The organism is Rhodococcus olei (assembly GCF_039540555.1).
GTDB classification, from domain to species: domain Bacteria; phylum Actinomycetota; class Actinomycetes; order Mycobacteriales; family Mycobacteriaceae; genus Rhodococcus_G; species Rhodococcus_G olei.
On the sequence record NZ_BAABFB010000075.1, the window covers coordinates 90377 to 115937 of the forward strand.

The window sequence follows — 25561 nt, forward strand, 5'->3', positions numbered from 1 at the left end:
TCAGTCGTCGGCCAGGTCGACGAATTCCTGTTCGGTGCGCTCGGCCAGGCGAATGTAGAGCCGGCCCGCCAGGTACAGCGCCGGGTAGGCCGCCACGCCGAGCAGCACCCACGACAGCCGCACCCCGAACACCGACGCGTCCGCGAGGGACGGCAGCGTCACCAGCACCAGCGGGATCGCCGCCACCACCAGGAGCACCGCCGCCGCGAACCGCACCGCGAGCCCGAGCTGCGCCCGCACCAACGCGCGGATCATCGCGTCGCCGACCTCGGTCTGTTCCTGGACCTCGACCCGGGTCCGGACCGTCCGGGCACCGCGCCGATGCGCGAGCACGACCCGCTCACGCGGGCGGGCCGCCCCGGCACCGCCGGCGGACCGGTCCGGACCGGGGTGGCCGGTCACCGAGTCGTCCAACTCTGCCGCGGCGCCCGCACGAGACGATCCTTGAGTTCCCGGGTGTGCCTGCGGCTGACCGGAAGCTCGACGACCGGGAACTCGGCGGCGACGCGCAGACACACCACGGTTCCGGTGCCGACGCTGCGGATCCCGGTGACCAGCGGCAGGGCCACGAGGTAGGAGCGGTGCACCCGCAGGAACCCGGCCGCCTGCCAGCGCGACTCGAGTGCGGAGATCGGGATCCGGACCAGGTGCGAGCCGGTGGCGGTGTGCAGGCGGGTGTAGTCGCCGTCGGCCTCGACCCAGGCGACGTCGGACCGGTGCACCAGGGTGGTGACGCCGCCGAGCTCGACCGGGATCACCTCGTCCTGGGTATCCGGTTCCGCGGCGGGCGCGGGTTCGGCCGACCGGCGGGCGGTGCGGATCCGGCGCACCGACTCGGCGGGGCGCTCCCCGCGCAGCGGCTTGAGCAGGTAGTCGACGGCACCGAGGTCGAAGGCGTCGACGGCGCGGTCGTCGTGCGCGGTCACGAACACCACGACGGGTGGCGTCGCGAACGCGGACAGCACCCCCGCGAGCTCGAGTCCGTCGAGCCCGGGCATGTTGATGTCGAGGAACACCGCGTCGATCGGCGCCGCCGCACCGAGCCGGTCCTTGATCACCCGCAGCGCGGTCGTCGCGTCCCCGGCGGTGAGGATCTCGCCGACGTCGCACTGGGTGCCCAACAGGTACGCCAGTTCGTCCAGCGCGGGACGCTCGTCGTCCACGGCCAGCACCGTCAGCGGGGCATCGGGCACCCCTTCGAGATTCTGTGTCACAACGACAACCATCGTGCCACGCTCCTCCGGACCGGCGGGCTCAAGCCCTGATCCCGGGCCGGAACTTCGGCACCCGCATGCTCACCTTCGTGCCCGCGCCGGGCGCCGTCTCCACGACCAGCCCGTAGTCGTCGCCGAACGCGGCCCGCAACCGGTCGTCGACGTTGGCGAGGCCGACGTGCGCGGACTCGGTCGCGCTCGGTCCGCCGGTGCCCGACGCCACCGCGTCGAGGGACCCGGACCGCAGCAGTTCGGGATCCATCCCGACACCGTCGTCCTCGACGCTGATGACGCAGTCGGCTCCCTCGTCGGCGGCGACGATCGTGACGGTGCCGTGGGCCTGCCCCGCGAGGCCGTGCCGCACCGCGTTCTCCACCAGCGGCTGCAACGCGAGGAACGGCAGCACCACACCGAGGACCTCGGGGGCCACCTGCAGCCGCACCTCGAGGGCGCTGCCGAAGCGGGCCCGCTCGAGCGTCAGGTAGCGGTCGATGTTGCGCAGTTCGTCCGACAGAACCGTGTACTCGCCGGCCGAACGGAACGAGTAGCGGGTGAAGTCGGCGAACTCGAGGATCAGCTCCCGCGCGCGGTCCGGGTCGGTGCGCACGAAGGACGCCACCGTGTTCAGCGCGTTGTAGATGAAGTGCGGGCTGATCTGCGCGCGCAGTGCACGGACCTCGGCGCGGTCGAGCCGGGCCCGGGACGCGTCGAGTTCGGCGAGCTCGATCTGGCTGCACGCGTAGCGGGCGACCTCGGTGATCGCACCGAGCATCCCAGGCCCGGGCGCGGCGGCCGTCAGCACCCCCATCACCCCGACGACCCCGACGTCGTCGACCACGAGCGGCTGCACGATCAACGCGCGGACACCGTGGCCGGGGTCGGTGATCAGTTCCCGCCGCCCGGTTTCGGCCGCGGCGCGGGCGGCGGCCGCGAACCGGTCGGCGAGGTGCTCGTTCGGCCCGTGCCACGCCAGCACCGCCCCGTCGGCGTCCGCGAGGACGAGGGAGTCCGCTGAGGTGAGGGCCCGCAGGTGCGGCGCGGCCTCGGCCGCGGAGGCGGCGTCGAGGCCGCGCCGCAACGGCCGGGCGGCCAGCGACGCGGTGTGCAGCGTGGCGTGGACCGCACGCTCCTCGGGGGTGGTGAGGGTGCGCCGGGTCCGGGCGCGCAGCACCACGACGGCGAGCACGCCCAGCGCGGCGAACAGGATCAGGATCACCGCGGCGCTCATCGGTGCCCGCCCCCGTCGGCGTCGAGCCGGGCCCGCAGGGTCGCGGGCGCCACGGTCCGGTACGCGTCGTCGACGATGTCCTCAATGTCCTGCCAGTCACGTTGCGTGGGAACACCGTTCGGACCCACGTCGAGATGGACGCCGATCCAGCCGCGACCGCCCACGTACGGCGGGACGAAGAACCGCTCCGGGTCGCGGGACACCCAGTCCGCCTGGGCACCGGGCGGCGCGGCCGCCCAGAACGCGACGCGGTCGTCGTGGTGCCGCTCCGCGTAGGTGACGAACTGGGGTGCCCGCCGCACGAACCAGGCCGGCTCGCCGTGGCTGATCCGTTCGGTCGCCTCGGGCAGCCGCAGGCACAACTCGCGGAGCCGGTCGAGCGGGCGGGGCGCGGTCATGCGCCCCACGCTACGACAGCACGCCCACGCTCGTCCGGATCGGCGTCGTCCGAGCCCGAAACGTCGCGGCCCGCAGCCGATCCGGTCACGCACCACCCGATCGCGCGAGAATTGTCGCCAGCAGACCCGGTGCCACCCCGCCGAACACCAGCACGTGGCGGATGTTCCGGCCGGCGGGCGAGCGTAGCCGCGCCGCATCCCACCGGGCCCGACCGTCGAATGCGGCCCATGACGTCCGCGCCGCACCGTCCCTCCCGTCACGGAGGCCGTGATCGCCGCGGTCCGGCCGGCCCTCCTCGTCGCGCTCGGCACTCTCGTGTGGCGGGCGTATCTGCGGGCCGGCGATCGCGGGGCCCGGCACCGGGCCGCCCTCGCGACGGGCGGGGCACTCGTCGTCGGGCTCGCCCTGGTCGCGCTGGTGGCGACGATGGCCGACATCCAGGGCGCGATGGCCCCCTTCTTGTCGCTGATGTCGATGCTGCCGGTCGGCGAAACCGACGGAGAACTCGCCGACACACTCGACCAGTTCGGGCAGCACCTGGTCGACCGCCCGCGCGGGGGTGACCCGGCCTCGCCCGCACTCGACGTGATGATCAGCGACTTCGCCCGCTTGTCACGCGGTGATGGCCGTGGTCTGGGCGATCGTCGCGGCCGTCCTCGTCGCCGCGAGTGCGGTGCTGTGGACGACGCGTGCGCGAACCCCCTCGGCCGAGCGGCGAACGCGGCGCGCGCCGGCGGCCGCCGGAGTGCTCACGGCGCTGGTGGCGCTGGCGGGAACCATTGTCGCCGTGGCGAACAGCGCCACCGCGACAGATCCGGCGCCGGCGCTGCCGGCCGCCTTCGAGGGCGGCTCGCTCTGAGCGCCGGAGGACCGGCGGCGGTCGAGACCGGGGTGTGGCCCACCGGAGGTTGCGAGACAATGGCCGTCTAGCGTGAGGGTATGTCGGTGACGGTGGTTCTCGCAGGTCGGTACGAGTTGCGGGGAGTGCTCGGTCGCGGCGGGATGGCGGACGTCCACGAGGGGTGGGACCGGCGCCTCGGCCGTCCGGTGGCGGTGAAGGTACTCCGCGCGGAGTTGGCATCGGCTCCCGACACCCGTCGGCGTTTCGAGTCCGAGGCCAGGCTGGCCGCGACCCTGAACCACCCGAACGTCGTCGCCGTCCACGACAGCGGCGAGGACGGCGGCGTCCCCTTCATCGTGATGGAACGGCTGCCCGGTCGGTCGCTCGCCGACGACATTCGCACCGGCCCGCTGCCCGGACCGCGGGTGCGCACGATCCTCACCCAGATCCTGGCCGCGCTCGGTGCGGCCCACGCGTCGGGCATCCTGCACCGCGACATCAAACCCGCGAACGTCCTGTTCGACGCCGCGGGCACCGTGAAGGTCACCGACTTCGGCATCGCCAAGAGCGCAGACACCGACCACACCGCGGCCGGGCTGGTCCTCGGCACCGTCGCCTACCTCGGTCCCGACCGCATCGCCGGCAAGCCCGCCACCGCCGCGGACGACCTCTACGCCGTCGGCGTCGTCGGCTACGAAGCGCTGTCGGGGCGACGCCCGTTCGCGGGCGAGACGTCCATCGCGCTGGCCCACGCCATCATGAACGGGCAGTATCCGCCGCTGGCCGCACTGCGGCCGGACGTCGATCCCGCTCTCGTCGAGGTGATCGACCGCGCGATGACTCGCGACCCGCGGCACCGCTTTCCCGACGCACACGCCATGGCCACCGCACTGCAGGCTCCGCGCCCGACGGCTCCACCGCCGACGCGGGTGTTCACCCCCGCGGCACCCGCGCCGGCCGCATCGCCCGCCCCGGTCCGGAGGTCCCGGCGAACGGGCGTGATCGCCGCCGTCGCGGCTCTGCTGGTGGCGGTCGCCCTCGTGGCACTCGCGGTCGCCATGCGCGACGACGGGAGCACCGTCGGCCCCACCACGGTCAGCCCGACCCGTCCACCGGTCACGAGCACCGCCCTCGTGCCGGTCGCACCCCCGGTGACGAACGCTCCCCCGCCGACCAATCCGGGCCCGGGCAACGGAAGCCACGGAAACCACAACGGCAACGGGGGCGCCGGAAAGACCAACGAGAAGGGCGACAAGAGCGGCAACTGAGCGACATCGGTCCGCGTCGCGGATGTCCTGCGTCGAGCACACGCCGGCTCGTGCTCGCCTCGCGGGCCGAACCCCCGACCTGGAGGACCACATCGGCGACGCACCTCCACGGCGTCGGTCGTCGGGTTGATCCATACCCCGCCCTGCAGGCGAGGTTGCCTGTACCGCTGGGCTCGAGTCACCGTGACAGGCAGGAGTCCGCGGGGGCCGTGAAGACGAGTAGTCGAGTACGCGCGCCACGCGTACGGGGTGGTGCCACAATCGGCAAGAGGCCGATCTGGAAGCGAGTCCTGGTGTGCGGGAGGATCGTAATGGCTGCTGATCTTGACGCTGTGATTCGAGCCCTCGACGATGTGGGAGTCGATTTCAGTATCCCGAGAGAGTCCCTGCTTGATTTCCTGGCCAACGCGGAATTCACCCCCTATCCCGCTGTGGCGGCGGCCCTGCTGAAGTTGCTCGAGCGCCGCGCTCTACGGTTGCCGGTGTTCATCGATGTGATCGTGTTCAACTACGAGCACTCGTCTGGCAATCCGTCTCCGCGCCGAATCGACGATGTCGACTTCGCTGTGTTGGAAGCCGCGGTGATCGAAGGGTTCAATGTCCGCCACGGGGAACAGAACACCAGCTTCGAGTCGTTGTTGAAGCCGTTGGATCAGGGAGACCAGTCTCCTGAGCCCACCAAGCCGTCAGCACCCCTCGTGCTCGACAGCGCGGCCAGGTATGTCCTGAAGGGCACCCTGGTACCACTGCAGGTCGCACCGGCCACCGGAGAGCCCAACGGCCCCGCGGTGGATGCCGAACGGCCAGCGAGCGGCGGTCTGACGAAACTGGTGGCGATCCGTCAGTTTGCACTTTCTCCGGGCGACACCGACGAGGTACGTACTCGCATGCAGCCCGCCGACCCCGACGATCACATGCATGGCGAAGTCGTGTCGGAGAAGACACTCGACGCGCTCTCTGGACTCGAGCAGCCCCCCGTGCCCTCGCTGCAGCCAGATGTCGCAGTCATGGCGACACTTCCCACCGCCGAGCTCGCCGCCTTCGCGAACGTACTGGTCGAACTGCGCGCCGAGCACCTGGCACGCAACCCCGACATTCACGCGGCTGTTTTGCTGAACACTGCTGTGATTGCTGCTCGAGAACTGGACCGCACACCCGTGCTGCCGGTCGGGCTGCTCAATCTGGAACGCATCGAAATGGTTCCAGCGGGGATTCAGCGTGGTGAGCTCATCTCAACGGTCCCGCTGGCACCCGGCGAGGAAACCGCGGTCACCCACAAGGAATGGTCGGTGACGTCCAAGGAGTTCACCACGATCGTCACCGACTCTCTGGAGAGCGTCAGCGAAACCGGCGTGACCGACAACACCGACCTGTCGCAGGCCGCAACCTCGGAGAATCAGCATTCCAACCAGTTCAACATCACCGGCACCGTGCAGGGCGGAATCCCAATAATCTCGGGTTCGAGCACAACCAACTTCACGGCCCAGGATGCACATTCGAAGTCCGCGACCGAGAGCATCAAACACGCCCGTACGACCACCGAGAAGGCGTCGTCGCGTGCACGCCAGGAACACAAAGTCACGATCTCGACGAAGACCGAGACCGGCTCGTCGGAGACATCGACGCGGATCTTGAAGAACCCCAGTCAGCAACCGATCCGGATCGACTACTTCGCCATGATGCGGAAGTGGCGGGTTCGCTTGTACCGGTATGGACTTCGCCTCACCTACGACCTCGTAATTCCCGAGCCGGGCGCCGCGATGCGCCGGTCCTACGCTGAACTCGAACAACTGCGGGGGCAATTGGGGCCATTCGAGTTTCCGGTACGACATTCGGACATTGCCATCGATCTCGTCGACTCCAACGGCCAACCGAGTCCGACCGGCGTGCCGAAGTACCAGTGGCTTGCCGATCAGTACGGGGTTACCGTGCCCCCGTATCCCTCCGATCCGGCCCCGGTCGGTGCCAGCGCTCATGTGAGCACCAACGGCGGCTGGTGGTTCCTGGACCTGGAATTCGACGTACCTTCGGGCACCCGGATCCGAGAGGTGCTGTTGGATACCCAGATCGGCAAGCAAGACGGCGACGACAACCACCTCAACTTCGACGTCATCGGCACCGCGCCACAACCTGCCTGGAACAACCTGGGCGGGCCGCTGATCATCCGCAGTCACAAGCTGTTGGCGCCGGCGAACGCACCATTTCTCGAGCACGAGGTCGGGCACCAGAAAGTGACGTGCTTCTTCCACCACTCGGAGCAGGTGTTCGTCGGACTCACAGCCAACGTGGAGCTGACCCGCGAGACGATCGAGCGCTGGCAGGACGAAGTGTGGAATGCGCTGTTCGGCGCGGCCCAGACGAAGTACTTTGCGCAGCAGCAGGAAATCGCGGGGCGGATCGCCGAGACCGAAGCACGACTGGCCAACGTGGACACATTGACACTGCGGCGCGAAGAAGGCGACGAGATCATGAAGAGCGTCTTGCGATTCATCCTCGGCGCCAACTTCGAGTTCATGCCGGACGATGTGCTCAACGCGTTCAAGGACGCCAACGTGGATCTGCAACACGGAATCGGCTTCGACGGATCGAAACTCGGCCTGAGTCAAGAGCAGTGGACGCTGATGCGCCAGCACGAGGATCTCGTCAAGTTCATCAACGAGGCGATCGAATGGGAGAACGTGGTCAGCTTCCTGTACTCGTACTTCTGGGACGTCCCGCCCAGCTGGGGGTTCGTTCGCGATCTGCGCCACCCCGACCCGAATCGGCAGGCGTTCCTGCGCGCCGGCGCCGCGCGGGTCGTTCTCACGGTACGCAAGGGGTGGGAAGAACGCTGGATGCGGTTCGCCGAAGGCGGATCGATCGATGCCGCGATACCAGCACCGTATCTGTCGATCGCCCAGGAGATCGCCGCCTACGACGACCGCAACTACCCGGGGATTCCACCGGCCAACCCGGGAAAGTCAGCGAGCCGTCTGGAAGACGCCGTCTTCACGACCTCGACGGCGAAACTGATGGCCAGCCCGTCCCCGGTGACGATCAAGGTGGCAGACAGTGCAGGGTTCGTCGCCGGCCTGCCTGTGGTGCTTGACAGCGACGACGATCGCCGCCTCCAGGAATCGGTTCGGATCATCGAGATTCCCAGTGGCACTGAGATCGCCGTCGAGAACCTGTCGTTCGATCATGACGGCACCGCCACGCCAATTGCTGTTCTGCAGCCTGGGGAGAAGGGCGCGCTCATCGCTGAATGGAACGAATACACGCCGACGTCGGGCACCGACATCGCGATCACTTCCAATCTCGCCACCATCGCGTGAGGGGCCCGGGATGGGTACAGATCCCTCCACTCCCGCGCCCGCGCCTGCGGTTGCGCCCCGCTCGCCGTTCCCGCCGGACAGTGAGGCCGCCCGGCAGTCCGCCGTATCAGCGGGGTGCGGCCTACGGGTCAGATCGATCTGCAACCGGACAACGATGAACGGACTGCCAGAATGGCCAATTTTGCATTTCAAGAGTCGCCGTTCCGAACTCTGACGGACCTCGCGCTGAAGACAGGTGAAGAGGCCAGGCCGATAGTTTGGCAAGGAGCCCCCGGCGACCATGTACACACCGCGTTCTTCAGACAGTCCGCGCCGCTCGTATTTATTGATGAACTCAATTCCGGAGTCACCGCGAGGAGGTCGTTTCGCACACTTCGGGTGACGGGAAGAATCAGCGGCTCTGGACAATTGACCGCCGCGGCGGTGACCACGCGGCACGGCGACGATGTCCCCACACTCGGAGTCGTGAACATACGGGTGGACGATGCGAGCGACACAGAAACCGACATGACATATTCTGGCCGGTATTTGTACTGGCACGGCAATCGCCCCTCGATCGTTCGCGGAAGTCTACTGTTTCCGGCGACTTCGGGACTCGTCGGCCACCAAATCGCACTTGCCCAGAATCAGAAGGATCACGGGCCGCTACCCGAGGGTCTGTTTGCGCTGAGGGCGGCCGTCTCTCCAGGGCAGGCGTCGGTCGAAGCCGCCAACCGACGCGGCGACAACTCAACGAGCAACACCGAGGAGGGCGTCCAGTTCCTACGTATCGGCGGCCAGGGAATTGTTGACATCAATTGGGGGACGATGCGGGTCAAGCTGAACCCCCTGCAGGGCGACATGCACAAGCGCGACGGATTCTACATCCACAATTCCAGAAAAGGATATAGCCACGGTTGCATTGAAGTGGCCCCAAGCGGGGACGGCGTCGACTTCTTCGCAGCACTGCTCGCATATTCAAATGACCCAAAGAAGAAACAGTACCTCAAGCTGAGGGTCAAATACTCGTACCCAGCGCAGGACACCGTTGGCAACACATTCGATCCCCAGTACGAGAAGCGCCGCCAGCTCCCTTAGAGTACGGGTGACATTTCACCTGGCTGGATCGTGTCGATGACATTGCGGGATAGTGGCCGGTGGGTGCCGGCGCACCGAGTGGGACGTCACGACCTCCTCGAAGATGGTGGGCGGCGTTCCGTATCGCCTGTGCCCGAATGTCGCGCTCCGTGAAGTCGACCGACCACCTCTTGCCCGTGGAACTTACGTACCTGGCGCATCGCAACTCACCCCCAGGCTGCGCGAGCACATTCCCTACGACGGCAGCCGGGGTCGCCACCCGATTCTTCGTCCAGCCTCACGTGCAGGGCCGGACGGCCGCGGCGGGGCACCACTGGTCGACGTCGAGGCACCCTCGGCCGTTGCCGGTGGGGATCGTGAAGGTGACTCGGCAGATCCAGCCACCGCCGGTGGTGCGCGCCCAGGCGTGGAGCCGCCCGGGAACCTGGAGGTCGAGTGCGAGTCCTTCCGCGCGGACGCGGAGGGGGATGGCATTGGCGGACCGTTCCGCGGACTGGCTGATCGCGGTGGCGATGTGCACGATCACGGGCGTCGGCGGATCGACGACCCGGTGCGGCGGTGGGCCGAACTCGGTCCGCCATTGTTCGAACACATGAGCGAGTATATCGGGCGGTGCCGCCGTCGGCGCAGGCTGGGCACCGACGCCTGTCGCGCAGATCACAGAACAATCAACCGCCCCGGGAATTGATCACAAGGCCGACACGTTAGTTGAGTCAAGATCACTCAACTTCCAGGAGGCTCGTCAATGCCAGCATTCTTCGGTCCCCAGGGTCCCGGCCGCATCGACATCAGCCGACTCATGAGCCGGGCCACGCAGGAGATCGTGAACGCGGCTGCCGGGTTCGCGGCGGGTCGGGGGGACTCCGAACTCGACGCCCTGCACGTCATCCGCGTCATGTCCGAACACGACCCGGTCCGGTCCCTGATGCAGCGCGCGGGCACGGATCCGGCGGCCGTCGCCGAGGCCGCCGAGGCGCGCCTGCCGCAGGGCCGCACCCCCACCGGTTACGCGGCGAGCACGCTGAGCCCCGCCCTGAGGACCGCGCTGCTCGAGGCGCACCAGCTCGCGCGTGCCCTGGGTTCGACGTACATCGATCCGGAGCACCTGTTCCTCGCGCTGGCGTCCGACCGTGAACACGCCGTCGGACGGCTGCTCGCCGAGAAGGGTGTCACCCTCGAGGCGCTGCAGCGGGCGGTCCAGGCCGGCCCGGCCGAACCCGAGGCCGAATCCACCAGCACGACGCCGACGCTGGACCAGTACGGTGTCGACCTCACCGAACGCGCACGCGCCGGCCAGATCGACCCGGTGATCGGCCGCGCGCTGGAGATCGAGCAGACCGTCGAGATCCTGGCCCGCCGGACCAAGAACAACCCGGTCCTGATCGGTGAGGCCGGCGTCGGCAAGACCGCGATCGTCGAAGGCCTCGCCCAGCGCATCGTCGACGGCGACGTCCCCGATCGGCTGGCCGGCAAGCGCATCGTGCAGCTGGAGATGTCGGCGCTGGTGTCCGGCACCCGCTACCGGGGCGACTTCGAGGAGCGGCTGACCAAGCTGGTCGACGAGATCACCGCCCACAAGGGCGATCTGATCGTGTTCATCGACGAGATCCACACCATCGCCGGAGCCGGCGCGGGCGCGGACGGGGCGATGGACGCCGGCAACATCCTCAAGCCGAAGCTGGCCCGCGGCGACCTGCACGTGGTCGGCGCCACCACGCTCGACGAGTACCGCAAGCACATCGAGAAGGACCCGGCCCTCGAACGCCGGTTCCAGCCGGTGACCGTCGACGAGCCGAGCACCGCGGACGCGATCACGATCCTGACCGGACTCAAGGACCGGTACGAGGAGCACCACGGGGTGCGGTACGCCGACGACGCGATCGTCGCGGCCGTCGAACTGTCGCACCGCTACATCGGCGACCGGTTCCTGCCGGACAAGGCCATCGACCTGATCGACCAGGCCGGCGCCCGGCTGTCGCTGCGCTCGCCGAAGGCCGACACCGAGTCCCTGACGGCCCGGCTCGCCGAGCTCGAGAGGGACAAGGAGCAGGCCGTCGCCGACGAGGCGTACGAGACGGCGTCCACCCTGCGGGACCAGATCAGCCGCCTGCAGGAGCGGATCGACGGCACCGCGGGCGTCGGGGCCGTCGACGATCCCGAGGTGACGGCCGAGATGATCGCCGAGGTCGTCGCCCGCGCCACCGGCATCCCGGCGAGCCGGATGACACAGGAGGAGAAGGACCGGCTGCGGAAGCTGGAGGACGAGCTGCACCAGCGGGTCGTCGGCCAGGACGACGCCGTGCGCGCGGTCGCGCGGGCGGTGCGCCGGTCCCGGGCCGGCATGGGCGACCCGAACCGACCGGTGGGCAGCTTCCTGTTCCTCGGCCCGACCGGGGTCGGCAAGACCGAGCTCGCGAAGGCACTGGCCGCGTCGCTGTTCGGCGACGAGGACAAGATGATCCGCTTCGACATGAGCGAGTTCGGCGAGCGGCACACCGTCTCCCGTCTGCTGGGTGCCCCTCCCGGGTACGTCGGCTACGACGAGGCCGGTCAGCTGACCGAACAGGTGCGGCGCAATCCGTACTCGGTGATCCTGCTCGACGAGATCGAGAAGGCCCACCCGGACCTGTTCAACACGCTGCTCCAGGTGCTCGACGACGGGCGGCTGACCGACGGTCACGGCCGGACGGTGGACTTCACGAACACCGTGCTGATCATGACCAGCAACCTCGGCTCCGACCTGATCTCCAGCAAGGGCGGTGCGCTCGGCTTCGTCACCGGCGATCCGGCGGCGGCCGAGAAGCCGCTGCGGGACCGGGTGATGGCCCGGCTGCGCGAGTCGATGCGGCCGGAGTTCCTGAACCGGATCGACGAGATCGTCGTGTTCCGCAAGCTCGACGCCGAGCAGCTGCACCGGATCACCGACCTGATGCTCGAGGACAGCCGAAACCGGCTGCGGTCAAAGGGCATCGAGATCACGTTCAGCGACGAGGCCGTCGACTGGATCGCCGAGCACGGGCACCAGCCCGAGTTCGGGGCCCGGCCGCTGCGTCGGTCGATCCAGCGGGTCGTCGACGACCGGATCGCGGACCTGCTGATCGACGACGTGATCGGTGAGGGCGCCGAGGTCACGGTCGAAGTGACGAACGGTGAGCTGGACCTGCAGGTCGCGTAGACGGACCCGACGGCAGAGGGCGGTGGTGACGCGCGGTCTCCACCGCCCGCTGCGGTTCGACCTCCGTTGTCGGAACCGGGACGCGATGGTCACCGCCGTCGGTCGTACCCCTGGTGGACCTCGACTTTCGGGCCCCGGCCTCGGCGGGCTCCGCCCTTCACGATTCGTCGAGGACGTGGCGCGACACGTCCCGTGGAACCTCACCGGCCGGAATTCACCACCTGTTGACCGCTCATCGCCACCGCCCTACGATCCCGGACATGCGGGCGATGATCATCAAGGAGTTCCGCGAGCTTCGGCGGGACCGTCGCACCTTGGCCATGCTGATCGTGCTGCCGCTGCTGCTGCTGGTGGTCTTCGGCTATGCGGCGAACTTCTATGTCTCGTCGGTGAAGGCGGCGGTCGTCGGCCCCCAGGCGGCCCAGATCGCGCCGGCGCTGCCCACATTCTTCGACGTCACCGTGACCGAGCCCGGGGGCACCCGTGCCGATGCCGAGAATCTGCTGCGTGACAACAAGGTTGATGTCGCGATCGTGACATCGGTGCCCGGGGCGACGTCCGTTGCGCTGGTCGACGGGTCCAATCTGTTCGCGGCGCAGTCGACCGTCTCGGTGCTCAACAAGGCCGGCGGTGCCATGCAGACCGAGGTTCTCTACAACCCCGACCTGAAGACCTCGTGGGTGATGGTGCCCGCGATCATCGGTCTGATCCTGACGTTCATCGGCACGATCATCACCAGCATCGGGCTCGTGCGCGAACGGGAGGCGGGAACGCTGGAACAGTTGGCGGTCATGCCGATCCGTCCCAGCCAGGTGATCCTGGGCAAGATCGTGCCCTACTTCCTGCTGGCCTCGCTGGACATGATCGTCGTGACGGTCCTCGGCATCGTCCTGTTCGGGGTGCCGTTCAACGGCAACGTGCCGACGTTCGCGCTGGGCGCGGCGATCTTCCTGTTTGTCGTCCTGGGTCTCGGTGTGCTCATCTCGACCGTCTCCCAGACGGCAGGTCAGGCGATTCAGACCGCCTTCCTCTTCCTGATGCCACAGATCCTGCTGTCCGGCATGATCTTCCCGCTGGACGCCATGGCCGCGGGTGTCCGGTGGATCGGCTATCTGCTGCCGCTGACGTACTTCACGATGATCTCGCAGGGTGTGATGCTGCGCGGCGCCCCGATCACCACCTTGTGGCTGCCGCTGGTCGTCCTGACCGTGATGGCCGTCATCGTCTTCACCGGTGCCACTCTGCGCTTCCGACGGGATCTCGCACCGAACGTGAAGTCCGGACATCGTCCTGCCGGCGTTGGCGCGGACAAGTCGTGATCGCCGCGGCAGAGAACACAACCGTTCGCTTCGGCGAGCGGGTCGCGCTCGACGGCGTCACGGTGGAGGTTCCGGCCGGATCCGTGGTCGCCGTCGTCGGTGGCGACGGCGCCGGGAAGACCACGCTCCTGCGTGCTCTCGCGCGCGAGGTGGTTCCGGAATCCGGAACGGTGACCTCTCCCGAAAAGCACCAGATGGGATATCTCCCGGCCGGTCCCGGGAGTTGGGGTGCCCTCACGGTACGGCAGAACCTCGACTTCGTGGGTGGCGCCTACGGCCTCGCGGGAGGCGAACTACGGTCGCGGCGCGACGAAATGATCGAACGCTGCGGGCTGACCGTGGCCGCAGACCGGCCGGCGTCGGCATTGTCGGGTGGAATGCGCCGCAAGCTCGGCACCGCCATGGCGATGATCCACCGCCCGATCCTGTTGATCCTCGACGAACCGAGCACCGGTGTGGACCCGGTGAGCCGGATCGACCTGTGGCGGATGGTGTCCGAGACGGCGGCGGACGGCACCGGGGTGATCATGTCCACCACGTATCTCGACGAGGCCGAACGCGCCACGCATCTGGTGGTGCTGGACTCGGCTCGGATACTCGTGCAGGGCTCCTACGACGAGGTGCGATCGAGCTTCGACGGCACCATCACCCGCAGCCCGGAGCCGGTTCGCCGCGAATGGTCATGGCGGCGAGGTCGGGAGCGTCACGAGTACTGGCCCGGACCGACGGTGACGACCGACGCACCGAGAATCGATCCCGACCTGGAGGACATCGTGATCGCGATGTCACTGACCCGTCGACAGGTTCCGTCATGACCATGATCCTGAGCACCGACGTCGTGACGCGCAGATTCGGTTCGTTCACCGCCGTCGACGCCGTCAGTGTCGAGGTGGGCGCGGGTGAGGTCGTCGGCCTCCTCGGCGCCAACGGGGCAGGCAAGACGACCCTGATCCGCATGATGCTGGGACTCCTCGCACCGTCGGACGGGGCGGTCACCCTGTTCGACGGACCGCCCGACCTGCCACGGCGGGCGCGATTGGGTTACGTACCACAGAATCTCGGCCTGTACCGGGACATGACGGTCGCCGAGAACCTGGAGTTCAGCGCGCACGCCTACGGCGGGAGCGCTCCCGCCCTGCCTCCAGAACTGGCCGACAGCGCGGACACACTCGTCGGCGACCTGCCCCTGGGCACGCAGCGGCGGGTCGCGTTCCTCGTCGCGCTCGCACACACCCCGGAGGCCCTCGTCCTCGACGAGCCGACGTCCGGGGTCGACGCCCTGTCACGCGCGCGCCTGTGGGACACCATCCGAGAGCAGGCCGACCGCGGCGCCGGGGTGCTCGTCACCACGCACTACATGGAGGAAGCGCAGCAGTGTGACCGGCTGCTGCTGATGTCGAACGGGCGGCTCGTCGCGGCCGGCGACGAGGACGACATCATCGGCGACACCCACACGATCGCCGTGCATTGTCCGGACTGGACACGCGCTTTCGCCGCCCTCAACGACGCCGGAGTCCCGGTGATTCTCGCCGGCCGCGCCATCCGGGTACCCGACATCGACGAGCAGAAGTTGCGGACGGTGCTGACGTCGGCCGGTATCGAAGCCCGCCTGGACACAGTACGAGCGACCATCGAGGAACGCATGCTGACCCTGGCCCGCGGATCGAACCAGTGAGCGGTCACATCTGTCGACGGTCGGCACAGACGGTGTCGGACGCTTCGTAGGAACCATGTGCCGGCATGTCGGTGCGCTGGGGTGGTCCCGGACACCCCGCCGGTCGACTGCTGAGCGAGGCCGGTGGTGACCGACCGGTCACCACCGCTGTCGCTGCACGCGAGCCTCGGCCGCGGCCTCCTCCATGTCCAGTTCGTCGAGGACCCGGCGCAGCACCTCGTCGTCGAGGTCGCCGGCGTCGCGGGCCGCGATCAGCGCCCGCCGCTGCGCCTTGAGCACGTCGTTGCGCAGCCGGTTGAACTGCGCGCCGAGCTTCAGCGCCCGCGCCTCGTGTTCCCCGAGGTCGTCGGCGTCCTCGGCGGCCAGTCTCGCCTCGGTCGAACGCCGCAACCGCTCGACCACCTCGGCCGTCTCGCACCGGGGCAGCGCGGCCGGCGGTTGACGCAGGGTCTCGGCGAGGACACGCTCTGCGGCACCCCGGGACACTCGCCGCGCCAACGCCCGCTGCTCCGCGAAGCGGGCCTCCTCGTCGGGGTCGGCGACGTCGAGCAGCCGGATCAACGTCGGCAGCGTGGAACCCTGGATCAGCAGGGTGCCGACCGCGACCGTGAACGCGACGGCCTGGATCGCCCCGCGCCCGGGGAACGGGGCACCGGCCTGCGTGGCCAGCGGAATGCCGGCGGCCGCGGCGAGGGTGACGACACCACGCATCCCGACCCACGACAGCACCAGGTTCTGCCGCCAGGTCAGCTGATCGGGACGGCCGGTGCGCCGGACCTTCAGCGTGCGGACCCGGCGGGCGGCGAGCCGGCGGAGCCCGGCGTTGACGAAGATCCACACCGGGCGGATCACGATCACCAGCGCCAGCACCGCGAGCCCGTAGCCGAACACGTGGTGCACCGGCAGCCCGTCCGCGCGCACCGCGTCGATCACGGTCTTCAGCTGCAACCCGAGGTACGCGAACACGAACGTCTCGAGCACCAGGTCGATCGTCGGCCACACCGAGCGTTCCTGGATCCGGGTGCTGACCGACTCGTCACCGACGGTGCGGCCCAACACGAATCCGGCGGTCACGACCGCGAGGACCCCGGACGCGTGGATCTCCTCGGCCGCGAGGAAGGCGGCGAACGGAAGCACCACGCCCAGCACGGTTTCCAGGGCCGGGTCCGAGGCCCGGGCCCGCACCAGCCGCACCAGCAGGGACAGCGCGAGGCCCACGAGGACACCGCCGGTGATCTCGTACCCGAAGTAGACGATCGGCGAGTCGATCGCGATGCGCCGCCCGGTGACCGCGGCGGTCGCGAGCGTGAACAGGGTCAGGGCGGTGGCGTCGTTGACCAGGCTCTCGCCCTTGAGGATCGCCATCATCCGGTCCGGGAGACCGAGTTTGCGTCCGACCGCGACCGCGGTCACCGCGTCGGTCGGCGCGACCACCGCGCCCAGCACGATCGCGGCACCGAGCGTCAGCTCCGGAACCAGCCAGTTCGCGAACGCCCCCACCGCGAGGGCGGTGACGAGGACCATGCCGACACCGAGCCGCAGGATCGGCCAGATGTTGCGGCGAAAGGTGGTGAACGACAGGTCGAGTGCCGCGGAGTACAGCAGCGGCGGCAGCACCACCGAGAGGATCAGGTCCGGCGAGAGGACCAGGGGCGGCACACCGGGCACGAACGAGGCCGCGGCACCGACCGTCACGAGCACCAGCGGCACCTGGAACCCGAGACGTTTGGCGAACCCCGCGACCGCGATACCCGTGACGATGACCAGCAGCAGCCCCGCGACGCTCATCGGCTATCCGACTGCGCAGCTGCCGCCCCGGCCGGGCAGCCGGTGCCGATTGCGGGCGACGAGCCGGTACAGCGCGTCCTGCAGCTGCCTGATTCCCGGAATCCGATACACCCGCAACGGGATTCGGGTACCCAGCAGGGCGGACAGCGCGGCGTCGATCGCCCCGGCCCCGGCGTGCCGTCGTCCGTCCGCATCGAGGGCCCACGCCTGCTCGAGCGCCTCGTCGACGCTCACCCCGAAACGCTCCGGAGCACCGCGCGTCTGCAGGGGTGTCGCGGTGACCCGGCCGTGCCGGTCGAGCCGTGCGAGCCACCGCGCGCACCACACACAGAAGCCGCAGTCGCGGTCGTACAGCAGCTCCACCGGGTACGGCCTGCCGCGCGAGCGGCCGGGGACCGTGACTGCGGGCATGGCGACTACTGCTTCGGGGGAATGATCTTCTTCGCGGCGTCCTGCGCCTTGTCGACGTGTTCGGCGTACTTGCCGCCGGTCTTGTCGTCGATGAAGTCGCCCGCCTTGTCGATCGCGTCCTCCACCGTGTCGGCGTGGTCGGCAGCGAGCTGCTGGCCCTTTCCGAACAGGCCCTTCAACGTGTCGGCGAAACTCATGACGGCTCCTTCTGGCGACAAACCGGATCGGACATCTGCCGACGGAGGACCCTCCCCCGCCGACGTTCAGTCTCACAGCTTTGGCCGGAGCCCGCCACAGCGCTGGTCACGACCCGTCGGACCCCGCCGGCGACTCCGGCAGCGAGAACAACCGTCGCTTCTCCCCGTGCAACCGGCCCGACACCCACCAGCCGACCTCGACCAACACGATGCCGACGCCGCCGCAGACGAACGCCGTGGTGGTCGCGGCGACGTTCGACGGGTCGAGTTTGAAGAACTCCCGGCAGAACGGGACCGAGAACAGCACCAGGTACCCGGCGACGGACCCGGCGAGCAGCACGATCTTCCACCACACGTACGGCCGTGCCACGATCGCGAGCACCCACAGGGCGATCATGATCAGGGTGATCAGCGCGGTCGTCCCGGCCTGGATCTTCTGCGTCTCGGTCTGGTCCGGGCCTGCGTACACGAGGGCGTACGCGACGAACGTGGCGACACCGATCACCAGACCCGACGGGATCGCGAACCGCATCACCCGCGGCACGAAACCGGTCCGCGCGCGTTCGTTGTTCGGCGCCAACGACAGGATGAACGCCGGGATGCCGATCGTGAACCACGCCGCGATCGTCACGTGCCGCGGCAGGAACGGGTACGGCATCGGATCGAAATGGAACAGCTGCGCCGCCACGCCGGACAGGCCCACGAGCAGCGCCAGCAGCACCGAGTACACCGTCTTGGTGAGGAACAGATTCGAGACCCGCTCGATGTTGCCGATCACCCGACGGCCCTCGCCGACCACGTACGGAAGTGTCGCGAAACTGTTGTCCAGCAACACGATCTGCGCGACCGCCCGCGTCGCGGGACTGCCCGACCCCATCGACACCCCGATGTCCGCGTCCTTCAGGGCGAGCACGTCGTTGACACCGTCACCGGTCATCGCGACCGTGTGGCCACGGGACTGCAGCGCGCCGACCATCGCCCGCTTCTGGTCGGGACGCACCCGGCCGAACGTGGTCGAGTCCTCGAGGACGTCCGCGAGTGCGTCCGGCTCGTCGGGCAGGTCGCGGGCGTCGACGGCCCGGGTCCCGCCCGGCAGCCCCAACGACTGCGCGACCGCGCCGACCGACACGGCGTTGTCCCCGGAGATGACCTTGACCTCGACCTTCTGCTCCGCGAAGTACGCCAGGGTGTCCGCGGCGTCGGGCCGCACCCGCTGCTCGAGCACCACCAGCGCCCGCGGCGTCACCCGTCCGGGCGCGGCGGCGGCGTCGACCGGGACGTCGCCCTCGCCGAGGAGCAGCACCCGCAGCCCGCCCGCTCCGATCTCCTCGGCCGTGCGGGCGTCGTCCGATGCCGGGTCGAGCAGCACGTCGGGGGCGCCGAGCACCCAGTTCCCGTTGCCGTCGTACGAGATTCCGCTCCACTTCTTCGCCGACGTGAACGGCGCGACGCCCGTCGCGGTCCACCCGGGGTCGTGGTCGAACGCCTCCGCGATCGCCTGCACGCTCGCGTTCGGACGCGGGTCGTCGCCGGCCATCGCCGCCAACGCGTCCCGCACCCGGGTCTCGTCGCCGCCCGCACCGGTCGTGAGCAGGCGCAGCTCCGCCAGGCGCATGCCGTTCTCGGTCAGGGTGCCGGTCTTGTCCGCGCACACCACGTCGACGCGGGCCAGCCCCTCGATCGCCGGCAGTTCCTGCACCAGGCACTGGCGGCGGCCGAGCCGGATCACGCCGACCGCGAAGGCCAGCGACGTCATCAGCACCAGGCCCTCGGGCACCATCGGCACCAGGGCGGCGACCATGCCGTTGAGAGCCGAGCCGAGATTCTGCTCGCTGACGAACAACTGGTTGTAGATGATCAGGACACCCGCCGGGACCATCATGTAGGTGATGACCTTGAGGATCTTGTCGACGCCGCTGCGCAGTTCGGAGTGCACGAGCGTGAATTTGCTCGCCTCCTCGGCGAGCTTGGCCGCATAGGCGTCCTTCCCGACCTTCGTGGCGCGGTAGGCACCGCTGCCGGAGACGACGAAGCTGCCCGAGAGCACCGCGTCGCCGGGCTGCTTGTGCACCGGGTCGGCCTCACCGGTCAGCAGCGACTCGTCGATCTCGAGGAGTTCCCCCTCGACCACGGTGCCGTCGACGACGATCTGGTCGCCGGCGCCGAGCTCGATGATCTCGTCGATCACGACCTCGCTCGGTGCCACCGCCGTGGCGGTGCCGTCGCGGCGGACCACCGGCTGGGACTGGCTGACGATCGCCAGCTGGTCGAGGGTCCGCTTCGCCCGGGTCTCCTGGATGATGCCGATCGCGCTGTTGGCGATGATCAGCAGTCCGAACATGCCGTCGACGACCGACCCGGTGGAGAGCACGATCAGCAGCAGCACGCCGAGGATCGCGTTGATCCGGGTGAAGACGTTGGCCCGGACGATGTCCCTGACCGAGCGACTGGCCCGGCTCGGGACGTCGTTGGTCCGGCCCTCGGCGCGGCGCCGCGCGACCTGTTCGGACGTCAGTCCGGTCCGGACGTCCACGTCCGTGGGCGGGAGGGTCCCGACCGTGTCGATCTCGTCGTTGGCCATGCCAGCCAGGCTATGCCAGTTGCCGCCACCACTGCCGCTGGGCGCCCGGCCGCAGCACGTCGATGCGCTGCCCCGGCATCGGGACCCGCACCCGTGCCCCGACCGGGTCGGCGGCCGCGAGCAGGCGGGTGATCGGCTCGGCCCACGGGTGGAACGCGAGGTTGAACGTCGCCCAGTGCACCGGGACCAGCACCCCGGCCGCGCTGTCCCCGGCCCCGAGGTCGGTGTGCATGCGCACCGCCTCCTCCGGGTTCATGTGCACGTCCGGCCAGTGTTCGTCGTACGCGCCGACCGGGAGCAGCGTCAGGTCGAACGGGCCGTGCCGGTCCCCGATCTCCGCGAACCGCGGCGTGTACCCGGTGTCGCCGCCGAAGAAGACGCCGTGGTTCGGTCCGCGCACGGCCCACGACGACCACAGGGTGGTGTTGCGCCGCAGCCCGCGCCCGGAGAAGTGCCGCGCCTCGGTGCAGGTGAGCACGAGCCCGCCGACGACGGCGTTCTCCTCCCAGTCCAGTTCGACGATCCGGTCCTCGGGGACCCGCCAGTGTCGCAGGTGCGCACCGATTCCCCGGGGAACCACGAACGGGGCCCGCTGGGTGCGCAGCAGCGCGGTGACGGTGGCCTTGTCGAGATGGTCGTAGTGGTCGTGGGAGATCAGCACCGCGTCGACGGCCGGCAGCGCGTCGACGTCGACCGGCGTCGGGTGCAGACGCGCCGGACCGATCAGCGGGGACGGTGAAACCCGGTGGCTCCACACGGGATCGGTGAGCACGCGGTGCCCGTCGACCTCGATCAGCGCGCTCGAGTGGCCGTACCAGGTGACCGCGAGCTCGGCCGCCTCGGCGGGCGCCAGCGGCGTGGCCAACGGAATCGGCCGGCGGGGCCGGCCGAGGCGGCGCCGGGTCAGCAGCGCCGACAGCAGGCTCGACTCGTCGCCGCGGACCACCTGGGTGCTGGGCTCGGTGTTGTGAAATCTGTTGTCCCGGTAGCGCGCCGAGCCGGATGCCCGGGGCGCGATCGCCGCGGCCGAGGCGCCGATCTGGCCCGGTATCCCCCACGCCGCGCGGCCCACCGCCGCCGCGCCCGCCACCGCGAACGCCGCGACGACCACGTCCCGCACGCGCACGTCAACGCCCCCGGAACATCGGGCTGCGCTTCTCCCGGCGGGCCAGCCACGCCTCGTGCATGTCCTCGCTCGACCACGCCGCGTGCAGCGCCGCGACCTGTTCCGCGGTCGGATCGTCCTGCGTGCCGTCGTCGTTGAGGACGAGCTTGAGGTGCCGCAGCGACAGGGGCGCCAGCGCGGCGATCCGCTTGGCCCACTCCTGGGCGGCGTCGAGCCCGCCGATCTTGTTGGCCAGCCCGACGGCGTGGGCGTCGGACGCGTCGATCTGCTCGGCACCGAGCAGCACGGTGCGCGCGGGACCGCCGCCGGCCAGCGAGACGAGTCGCTTGACCGTCCACGAGTCCACCGAGATCCCGAGCTTGACCGCAGGCACCGCGAAGTAGGCGTCGGGCGCGACCACCCGCAGGTCCGACGCGAGCGCCAGCTGGGTTCCGGCCCCGATGGCCGGGCCGTTGACCGCGGCGATCACCGGAATCGGCGCCGAGTCGATCGTGTGCAGCATCTCCAGGAGGGTGTCGAGGAATCCGTCCGCGTAGACGTCTCCGGACAGGTCCGCGCCCGCGCAGAACGCGGACCCCTGTCCGGTCAGCACGATCACCCGTGCACCGTCACCGACCGCCTCGTCGACCGCGTCCCGCAGCAGCACACACAGCTCGGTGTTGAGCGCGTTGCGGCGATCCTCGCGCTGCAACTCGATGGTCACGACGTCGCCGTCCCTGCTGGTCCCGATCATGGATGTGACCGTACCGTCCGGAGCTGGCAGGCTGCCACCATGCACGAGTCCGTCGATGTCGCGGTGATCGGGGCCGGCCAGTCCGGGCTGTCCGCCGGGTACCACCTGCGCAGGCTCGGCGCCGACGCGGGCATCGGGTTCGTGATCCTCGACCACGCGCCCCGCCCGGGCGGGGCCTGGCAGTTCCGCTGGCCGTCGCTGACGCTGAGCACCGTCAACCGGGTGCACGATCTGCCCGGCATGCCGTTCACGGACGTCCTCGACGCGTCGGCCCCCGAGCAGGTCCCGGCGGCCGACGCGGTGCCGCGGTACTACGCCGAGTACGAACGGCGCTTCGCGCTTCCGGTGCGCCGGCCCGTCAACGCGCGGGTCGTGTGCGACGCGAACGATCGCAGTGGGCCGCTGACAGTGGAGACCGACGACGGGCCGCTGACGGTCCGCGGCATCGTCAACGCGACGGGCACCTGGGAACGCCCGTTCGTCCCCCGGTACCCGGGGGCGCAGCGGTTCCGGGGTCGGATGCTGCACACCCGCGACTACCGCACGGCCGACGAGTTCGCCGGCCGGCACGTCCTGGTCGTCGGCGGCGGCATCTCCGCGGTGCAGCTGCTCGACGAGATCTCCCGGGTCACCACGACGACGTGGGTGACGCGCCGGCCGCCGGAGTTCCGGGACACCCCGTTCACCGCCGAGGAGGGCCGGGCCGCGGTCGCGATCGTCGAGGACCGGGTGCGGCGCGGCCTGCCACCCGGGTCGGTGGTGTCGGTGACCGGGCTGCCGTTGACGCCGGCGCTGCGCGCCGCCCGCGAACGCGGGGCCCTGGACCGGCTGCCGATGTTCGACGAGATCACCCCCGACGGGGTGCGGTGGGCCGACGGCACCGTGCGGAGGGTCGACGTGATCCTGTGGTGCACCGGGTTTCGCAGCTCGCTCGACCACCTGGCCCCGCTGCGGCTGCGCGGTCCGGGCGGCGGGATCACGATGACCGGACGCCTGGCGACGCAGGTGGCCGCCGACCCGCGGGTGCACCTGCTCGGCTACGGCCCGTCCGCGAGCACGATCGGCGCCAACCGGGGCGGCCGGGCCGCGGCGAGCGAGTTGATCGCCCACCTCGCCGGTCGCTGACCGGAGGCGCCGCATCCGGCGTGTGGGTCAGCTCAGCAGTGCCACCCCGACGAACCACCCGATCGTCGCCAGGACCACCAGCAGAGTGGTTCCCAGGGCAACCCAGACCCAGGTCGGCCATGGCGCCGGGTCGGCGGACTCCGCCGCGACCGGCACCGCCGCGTCCACGGCCTCCGGCGTCGTTGCGTCCGAGGGAAATTCGGGTCCGATCACCGGCGAGGTCACGGCCTCGAGCGCCGCGACGACCTCGGCCGCGGTGACCTCCGCGGGCCCGGCAGCCCGCACGACGACGCCCGACAGTGCTGCAGGAAGGTCGGGCCGCGCGGCGCTCGGCGGCAGCGGCCGCCCGGGGCCGGTGTGATGCATGCCGGCGAGCAGTTCGCTGAGCACGGCGCCGAGACCGCGAACGTCCTGCCGGGCGGTCGCGTGCGCGGGCACCCCCGGGAACGCGAGGTACGTGATGCCGCCGTCGGTCACGCGCACCCGCCCGGGTTCGTCGACCGCGACGACGCCACCGTCCCGGTGCGCGTCGCGCACCATCCGAGCGAGGGCCGTCACGGACACCGCCGCATCCGACGGCCGGGCCGCCCTGGTCCGGTCGAGGGGCCGGCTCGCCTGCCACTGCGCGACGACCACGGCGCGCCCGTCGACCTCGATCATGTCGAGGATCGGGGTGAGGGCCTCGGACCGCACCCGGGACAGTCGGCCGGTCCGGGCGAAGAAGTCGGCGATGCCCTTCGAGGTGTCACCGCCGCGCAGGTCGGCGACGGTCAGCGCGACGTCGCGGGCCAGCGTCGTGTCGTGGGCGCGCCAGAACTCGGTCTCGGCGCTGCCCCCACACCGTTCGAGCAGCCGGTACCGGCCGGCCGCGAAGACCGAGCCCGGCATCATCTCCCACCCCGGTGGAGCGGTCTCGGCGCCGGGGGCGGGGGGACCGGACTCGACCCGGGCCACCGGCGGCACCGGCATCGGACGCAGCGGCGTCGCCGGGCCCGGCCGCGGACGAGGCGCCGCCGCACGAGGCGGCTTCGTCTCCGGCGACTTGGCAGTCGTCGGCTCGCTCTCGGTCCGCATGTGTCTCCACCCCCATTGTCGTCGGCCGTGTGCGACGCGCGTTCGGGCGGCGCGCCTCGGCTCGGGTCACCACCCCCTATCTTCGCACTGCGAAGTACCGGATGACCCGAACCAGCGGCGTCACACTCGTCACACAGGACTCAGCCGAAGTCGAAGGTCGCCGGGTCCGGTCCGAGCCGCGTGTCGGTGTCCAATGCCGCGATCGCGGTGAGGTCCTCGGCGTCGAGCTCGAAGCCGAACACGTCGAGGTTCTGCCGAATCCGGTACGGCGTCACGGATTTCGGGATCGCAACGGTGCCGGACTGGATGTGCCAGCGCAGCACCACCTGGGCGGCGGTGCGCTGGTGCTTGAGGGCGATGCGGGAGAGCACGGGATCGTCGAGCAGTCCCCTGCCCTGCCCGAGCGGGGACCACGCCTCGGTGACGATGCCGAGCTCGGCGTGCACGGCCCGCAACTCGGTCTGCGCGAAGTAGGGATGCAGCTCGACCTGGTTGAGCACCGGTGCGACACCCGTGTCGTCGATGATCGTCCGCAGCTGCGCGGGCTGGAAGTTCGAGACGCCGATGGACCGGACACGGCCGTCGGCCCGCAGCTCGGTCAGTGCCCGCCAGATGGTGCGGTAGTCGTCACGCATCGGCCGCGGCCAGTGGATCAGGTACAGGTCGAGGTGGTCGAGACCGAGCCGGTCCAGGGAGGCGTCGAACTCGAAGAACACCGCGTCCCGGGTCCACGGCTGCGCGGAGTTGTTCCACAGCTTGGTGGTGACGAACAGTTCGTCGCGCGGCACCCCGGACGCGGCGATCGCCCGCCCGGTGCCGACCTCGTTGCCGTAGACGGCGGCGGTGTCGATGCTCCGGTAGCCGATGCTCAGGGCACTGGTGACCGCGGTGAAGGTGTCGTCGTCGGGCACCTGCCACACGCCGAAACCGATCTGCGGGATGGTGTTGCCGTCGCTGAGGGTGACGTTCGGTATCGGGCTCACGGGTGTCATGCAACCGCCAACCGCTCCCGAACG

The 25561-nt window shown here is 69.8% G+C and carries 23 protein-coding genes; 9 read left to right on the forward strand and 14 right to left on the reverse strand.

Going from position 1 to position 25561, the window contains the following annotated elements; all coding sequences use genetic code 11:
• The 5 genes from ABD951_RS25125 to ABD951_RS25145 form a co-directional block, all read right to left on the reverse strand.
• On the reverse strand, positions 1-402 hold the full coding sequence (locus ABD951_RS25125; RefSeq protein WP_345352022.1) for a hypothetical protein: 402 nt from the start codon (positions 400-402) through the stop codon (positions 1-3).
• Positions 399-1226, reverse strand: coding sequence for a LytR/AlgR family response regulator transcription factor (locus ABD951_RS25130; protein ID WP_345352025.1), 828 nt, complete (start codon positions 1224-1226; stop codon positions 399-401). Before ABD951_RS25130 ends, ABD951_RS25125 begins: the two co-directional genes overlap by 4 nt.
• A gap of 28 nt (positions 1227-1254) precedes the next feature.
• Complete coding sequence (locus tag ABD951_RS25135) at positions 1255-2442, reverse strand: sensor histidine kinase (RefSeq protein ID WP_345352028.1); 1188 nt, start codon at positions 2440-2442, stop codon at positions 1255-1257.
• The gene (locus ABD951_RS25140) at positions 2439-2840 is read right to left on the reverse strand and encodes an MmcQ/YjbR family DNA-binding protein (RefSeq protein ID WP_345352031.1); all 402 of its coding nucleotides are present in this window, start codon (positions 2838-2840) and stop codon (positions 2439-2441) included. Before ABD951_RS25140 ends, ABD951_RS25135 begins: the two co-directional genes overlap by 4 nt.
• 85 nt (positions 2841-2925) lie before the next feature.
• On the reverse strand, positions 2926-3378 hold the full coding sequence (locus ABD951_RS25145) for a hypothetical protein (protein WP_345352034.1): 453 nt from the start codon (positions 3376-3378) through the stop codon (positions 2926-2928).
• An 85-nt stretch (positions 3379-3463) separates the two neighbouring features.
• Here ABD951_RS25145 and ABD951_RS25150 point away from each other — a divergent pair, with 85 nt between their 5' ends.
• From ABD951_RS25150 to ABD951_RS25165, 4 genes are all read left to right on the forward strand, one after another.
• On the forward strand, positions 3464-3700 hold the full coding sequence (locus ABD951_RS25150; RefSeq protein ID WP_345352037.1) for a hypothetical protein: 237 nt from the start codon (positions 3464-3466) through the stop codon (positions 3698-3700).
• 80 nt (positions 3701-3780) lie between these two features.
• Complete coding sequence (locus ABD951_RS25155; protein ID WP_345352040.1) at positions 3781-4950, forward strand: serine/threonine-protein kinase; 1170 nt, start codon at positions 3781-3783, stop codon at positions 4948-4950.
• A gap of 311 nt (positions 4951-5261) precedes the next feature.
• Positions 5262-8264: a hypothetical protein gene (locus ABD951_RS25160; protein ID WP_345352043.1), complete on the forward strand. Its 3003-nt coding sequence runs from the start codon at positions 5262-5264 to the stop codon at positions 8262-8264.
• 171 nt (positions 8265-8435) lie between these two features.
• Positions 8436-9341, forward strand: a complete 906-nt coding sequence (locus ABD951_RS25165; protein WP_345352046.1) for a hypothetical protein — start codon at positions 8436-8438, stop codon at positions 9339-9341.
• A 277-nt stretch (positions 9342-9618) separates the two neighbouring features.
• Here the strand turns inward: ABD951_RS25165 and ABD951_RS25170 are convergent, their stop codons facing one another.
• On the reverse strand, positions 9619-9933 hold the full coding sequence (locus ABD951_RS25170; protein WP_345352049.1) for a hypothetical protein: 315 nt from the start codon (positions 9931-9933) through the stop codon (positions 9619-9621).
• A gap of 153 nt (positions 9934-10086) precedes the next feature.
• Between ABD951_RS25170 and ABD951_RS25175 the strand changes: the two genes are divergently transcribed.
• From ABD951_RS25175 to ABD951_RS25190, 4 genes are all read left to right on the forward strand, one after another.
• Positions 10087-12516, forward strand: a complete 2430-nt coding sequence (locus tag ABD951_RS25175) for an ATP-dependent Clp protease ATP-binding subunit (RefSeq protein ID WP_345352052.1) — start codon at positions 10087-10089, stop codon at positions 12514-12516.
• A gap of 260 nt (positions 12517-12776) precedes the next feature.
• Positions 12777-13835 (forward strand): ABC transporter permease, encoded by a 1059-nt coding sequence (locus tag ABD951_RS25180; RefSeq protein WP_345352055.1) that lies wholly within the window; start codon positions 12777-12779, stop codon positions 13833-13835.
• Positions 13832-14650, forward strand: a complete 819-nt coding sequence (locus ABD951_RS25185; protein WP_345352058.1) for an ABC transporter ATP-binding protein — start codon at positions 13832-13834, stop codon at positions 14648-14650. The genes ABD951_RS25180 and ABD951_RS25185 overlap by 4 nt, the downstream gene beginning before the upstream one ends.
• 2 nt (positions 14651-14652) lie before the next feature.
• Positions 14653-15510 (forward strand): ABC transporter ATP-binding protein, encoded by an 858-nt coding sequence (locus tag ABD951_RS25190; RefSeq protein WP_425569976.1) that lies wholly within the window; start codon positions 14653-14655, stop codon positions 15508-15510.
• Between the two features lie 138 nt (positions 15511-15648).
• Here the strand turns inward: ABD951_RS25190 and ABD951_RS25195 are convergent, their stop codons facing one another.
• From ABD951_RS25195 to ABD951_RS25220, 6 genes are all read right to left on the reverse strand, one after another.
• Positions 15649-17298 (reverse strand): Na+/H+ antiporter, encoded by a 1650-nt coding sequence (locus tag ABD951_RS25195; RefSeq protein WP_345352064.1) that lies wholly within the window; start codon positions 17296-17298, stop codon positions 15649-15651.
• A gap of 3 nt (positions 17299-17301) precedes the next feature.
• Positions 17302-17709, reverse strand: coding sequence for a thiol-disulfide oxidoreductase DCC family protein (locus tag ABD951_RS25200; protein WP_345352067.1), 408 nt, complete (start codon positions 17707-17709; stop codon positions 17302-17304).
• Positions 17710-17714: 5 nt separating this feature from the next.
• On the reverse strand, positions 17715-17906 hold the full coding sequence (locus ABD951_RS25205; RefSeq protein ID WP_345352070.1) for an antitoxin: 192 nt from the start codon (positions 17904-17906) through the stop codon (positions 17715-17717).
• A gap of 106 nt (positions 17907-18012) precedes the next feature.
• On the reverse strand, positions 18013-20487 hold the full coding sequence (locus ABD951_RS25210) for an HAD-IC family P-type ATPase (RefSeq protein ID WP_345352073.1): 2475 nt from the start codon (positions 20485-20487) through the stop codon (positions 18013-18015).
• 10 nt (positions 20488-20497) lie between these two features.
• The gene (locus ABD951_RS25215; RefSeq protein WP_425569958.1) at positions 20498-21613 is read right to left on the reverse strand and encodes an MBL fold metallo-hydrolase; all 1116 of its coding nucleotides are present in this window, start codon (positions 21611-21613) and stop codon (positions 20498-20500) included.
• Position 21614: 1 nt separating this feature from the next.
• Positions 21615-22346 (reverse strand): enoyl-CoA hydratase, encoded by a 732-nt coding sequence (locus tag ABD951_RS25220; protein WP_345352076.1) that lies wholly within the window; start codon positions 22344-22346, stop codon positions 21615-21617.
• Positions 22347-22385: 39 nt separating this feature from the next.
• Here ABD951_RS25220 and ABD951_RS25225 point away from each other — a divergent pair, with 39 nt between their 5' ends.
• On the forward strand, positions 22386-23471 hold the full coding sequence (locus ABD951_RS25225; RefSeq protein ID WP_345352079.1) for an NAD(P)-binding domain-containing protein: 1086 nt from the start codon (positions 22386-22388) through the stop codon (positions 23469-23471).
• Positions 23472-23498: 27 nt separating this feature from the next.
• On the opposite strand, the gene ABD951_RS25230 is transcribed toward ABD951_RS25225, so the two are convergent.
• Both ABD951_RS25230 and ABD951_RS25235 read right to left on the reverse strand, forming a co-directional pair.
• Positions 23499-24545: a protein kinase family protein gene (locus tag ABD951_RS25230; RefSeq protein ID WP_345352082.1), complete on the reverse strand. Its 1047-nt coding sequence runs from the start codon at positions 24543-24545 to the stop codon at positions 23499-23501.
• A 140-nt stretch (positions 24546-24685) separates the two neighbouring features.
• Positions 24686-25537, reverse strand: a complete 852-nt coding sequence (locus tag ABD951_RS25235; RefSeq protein WP_345352085.1) for an aldo/keto reductase — start codon at positions 25535-25537, stop codon at positions 24686-24688.
• Between the last annotated feature and the right edge of the window lie 24 nt (positions 25538-25561).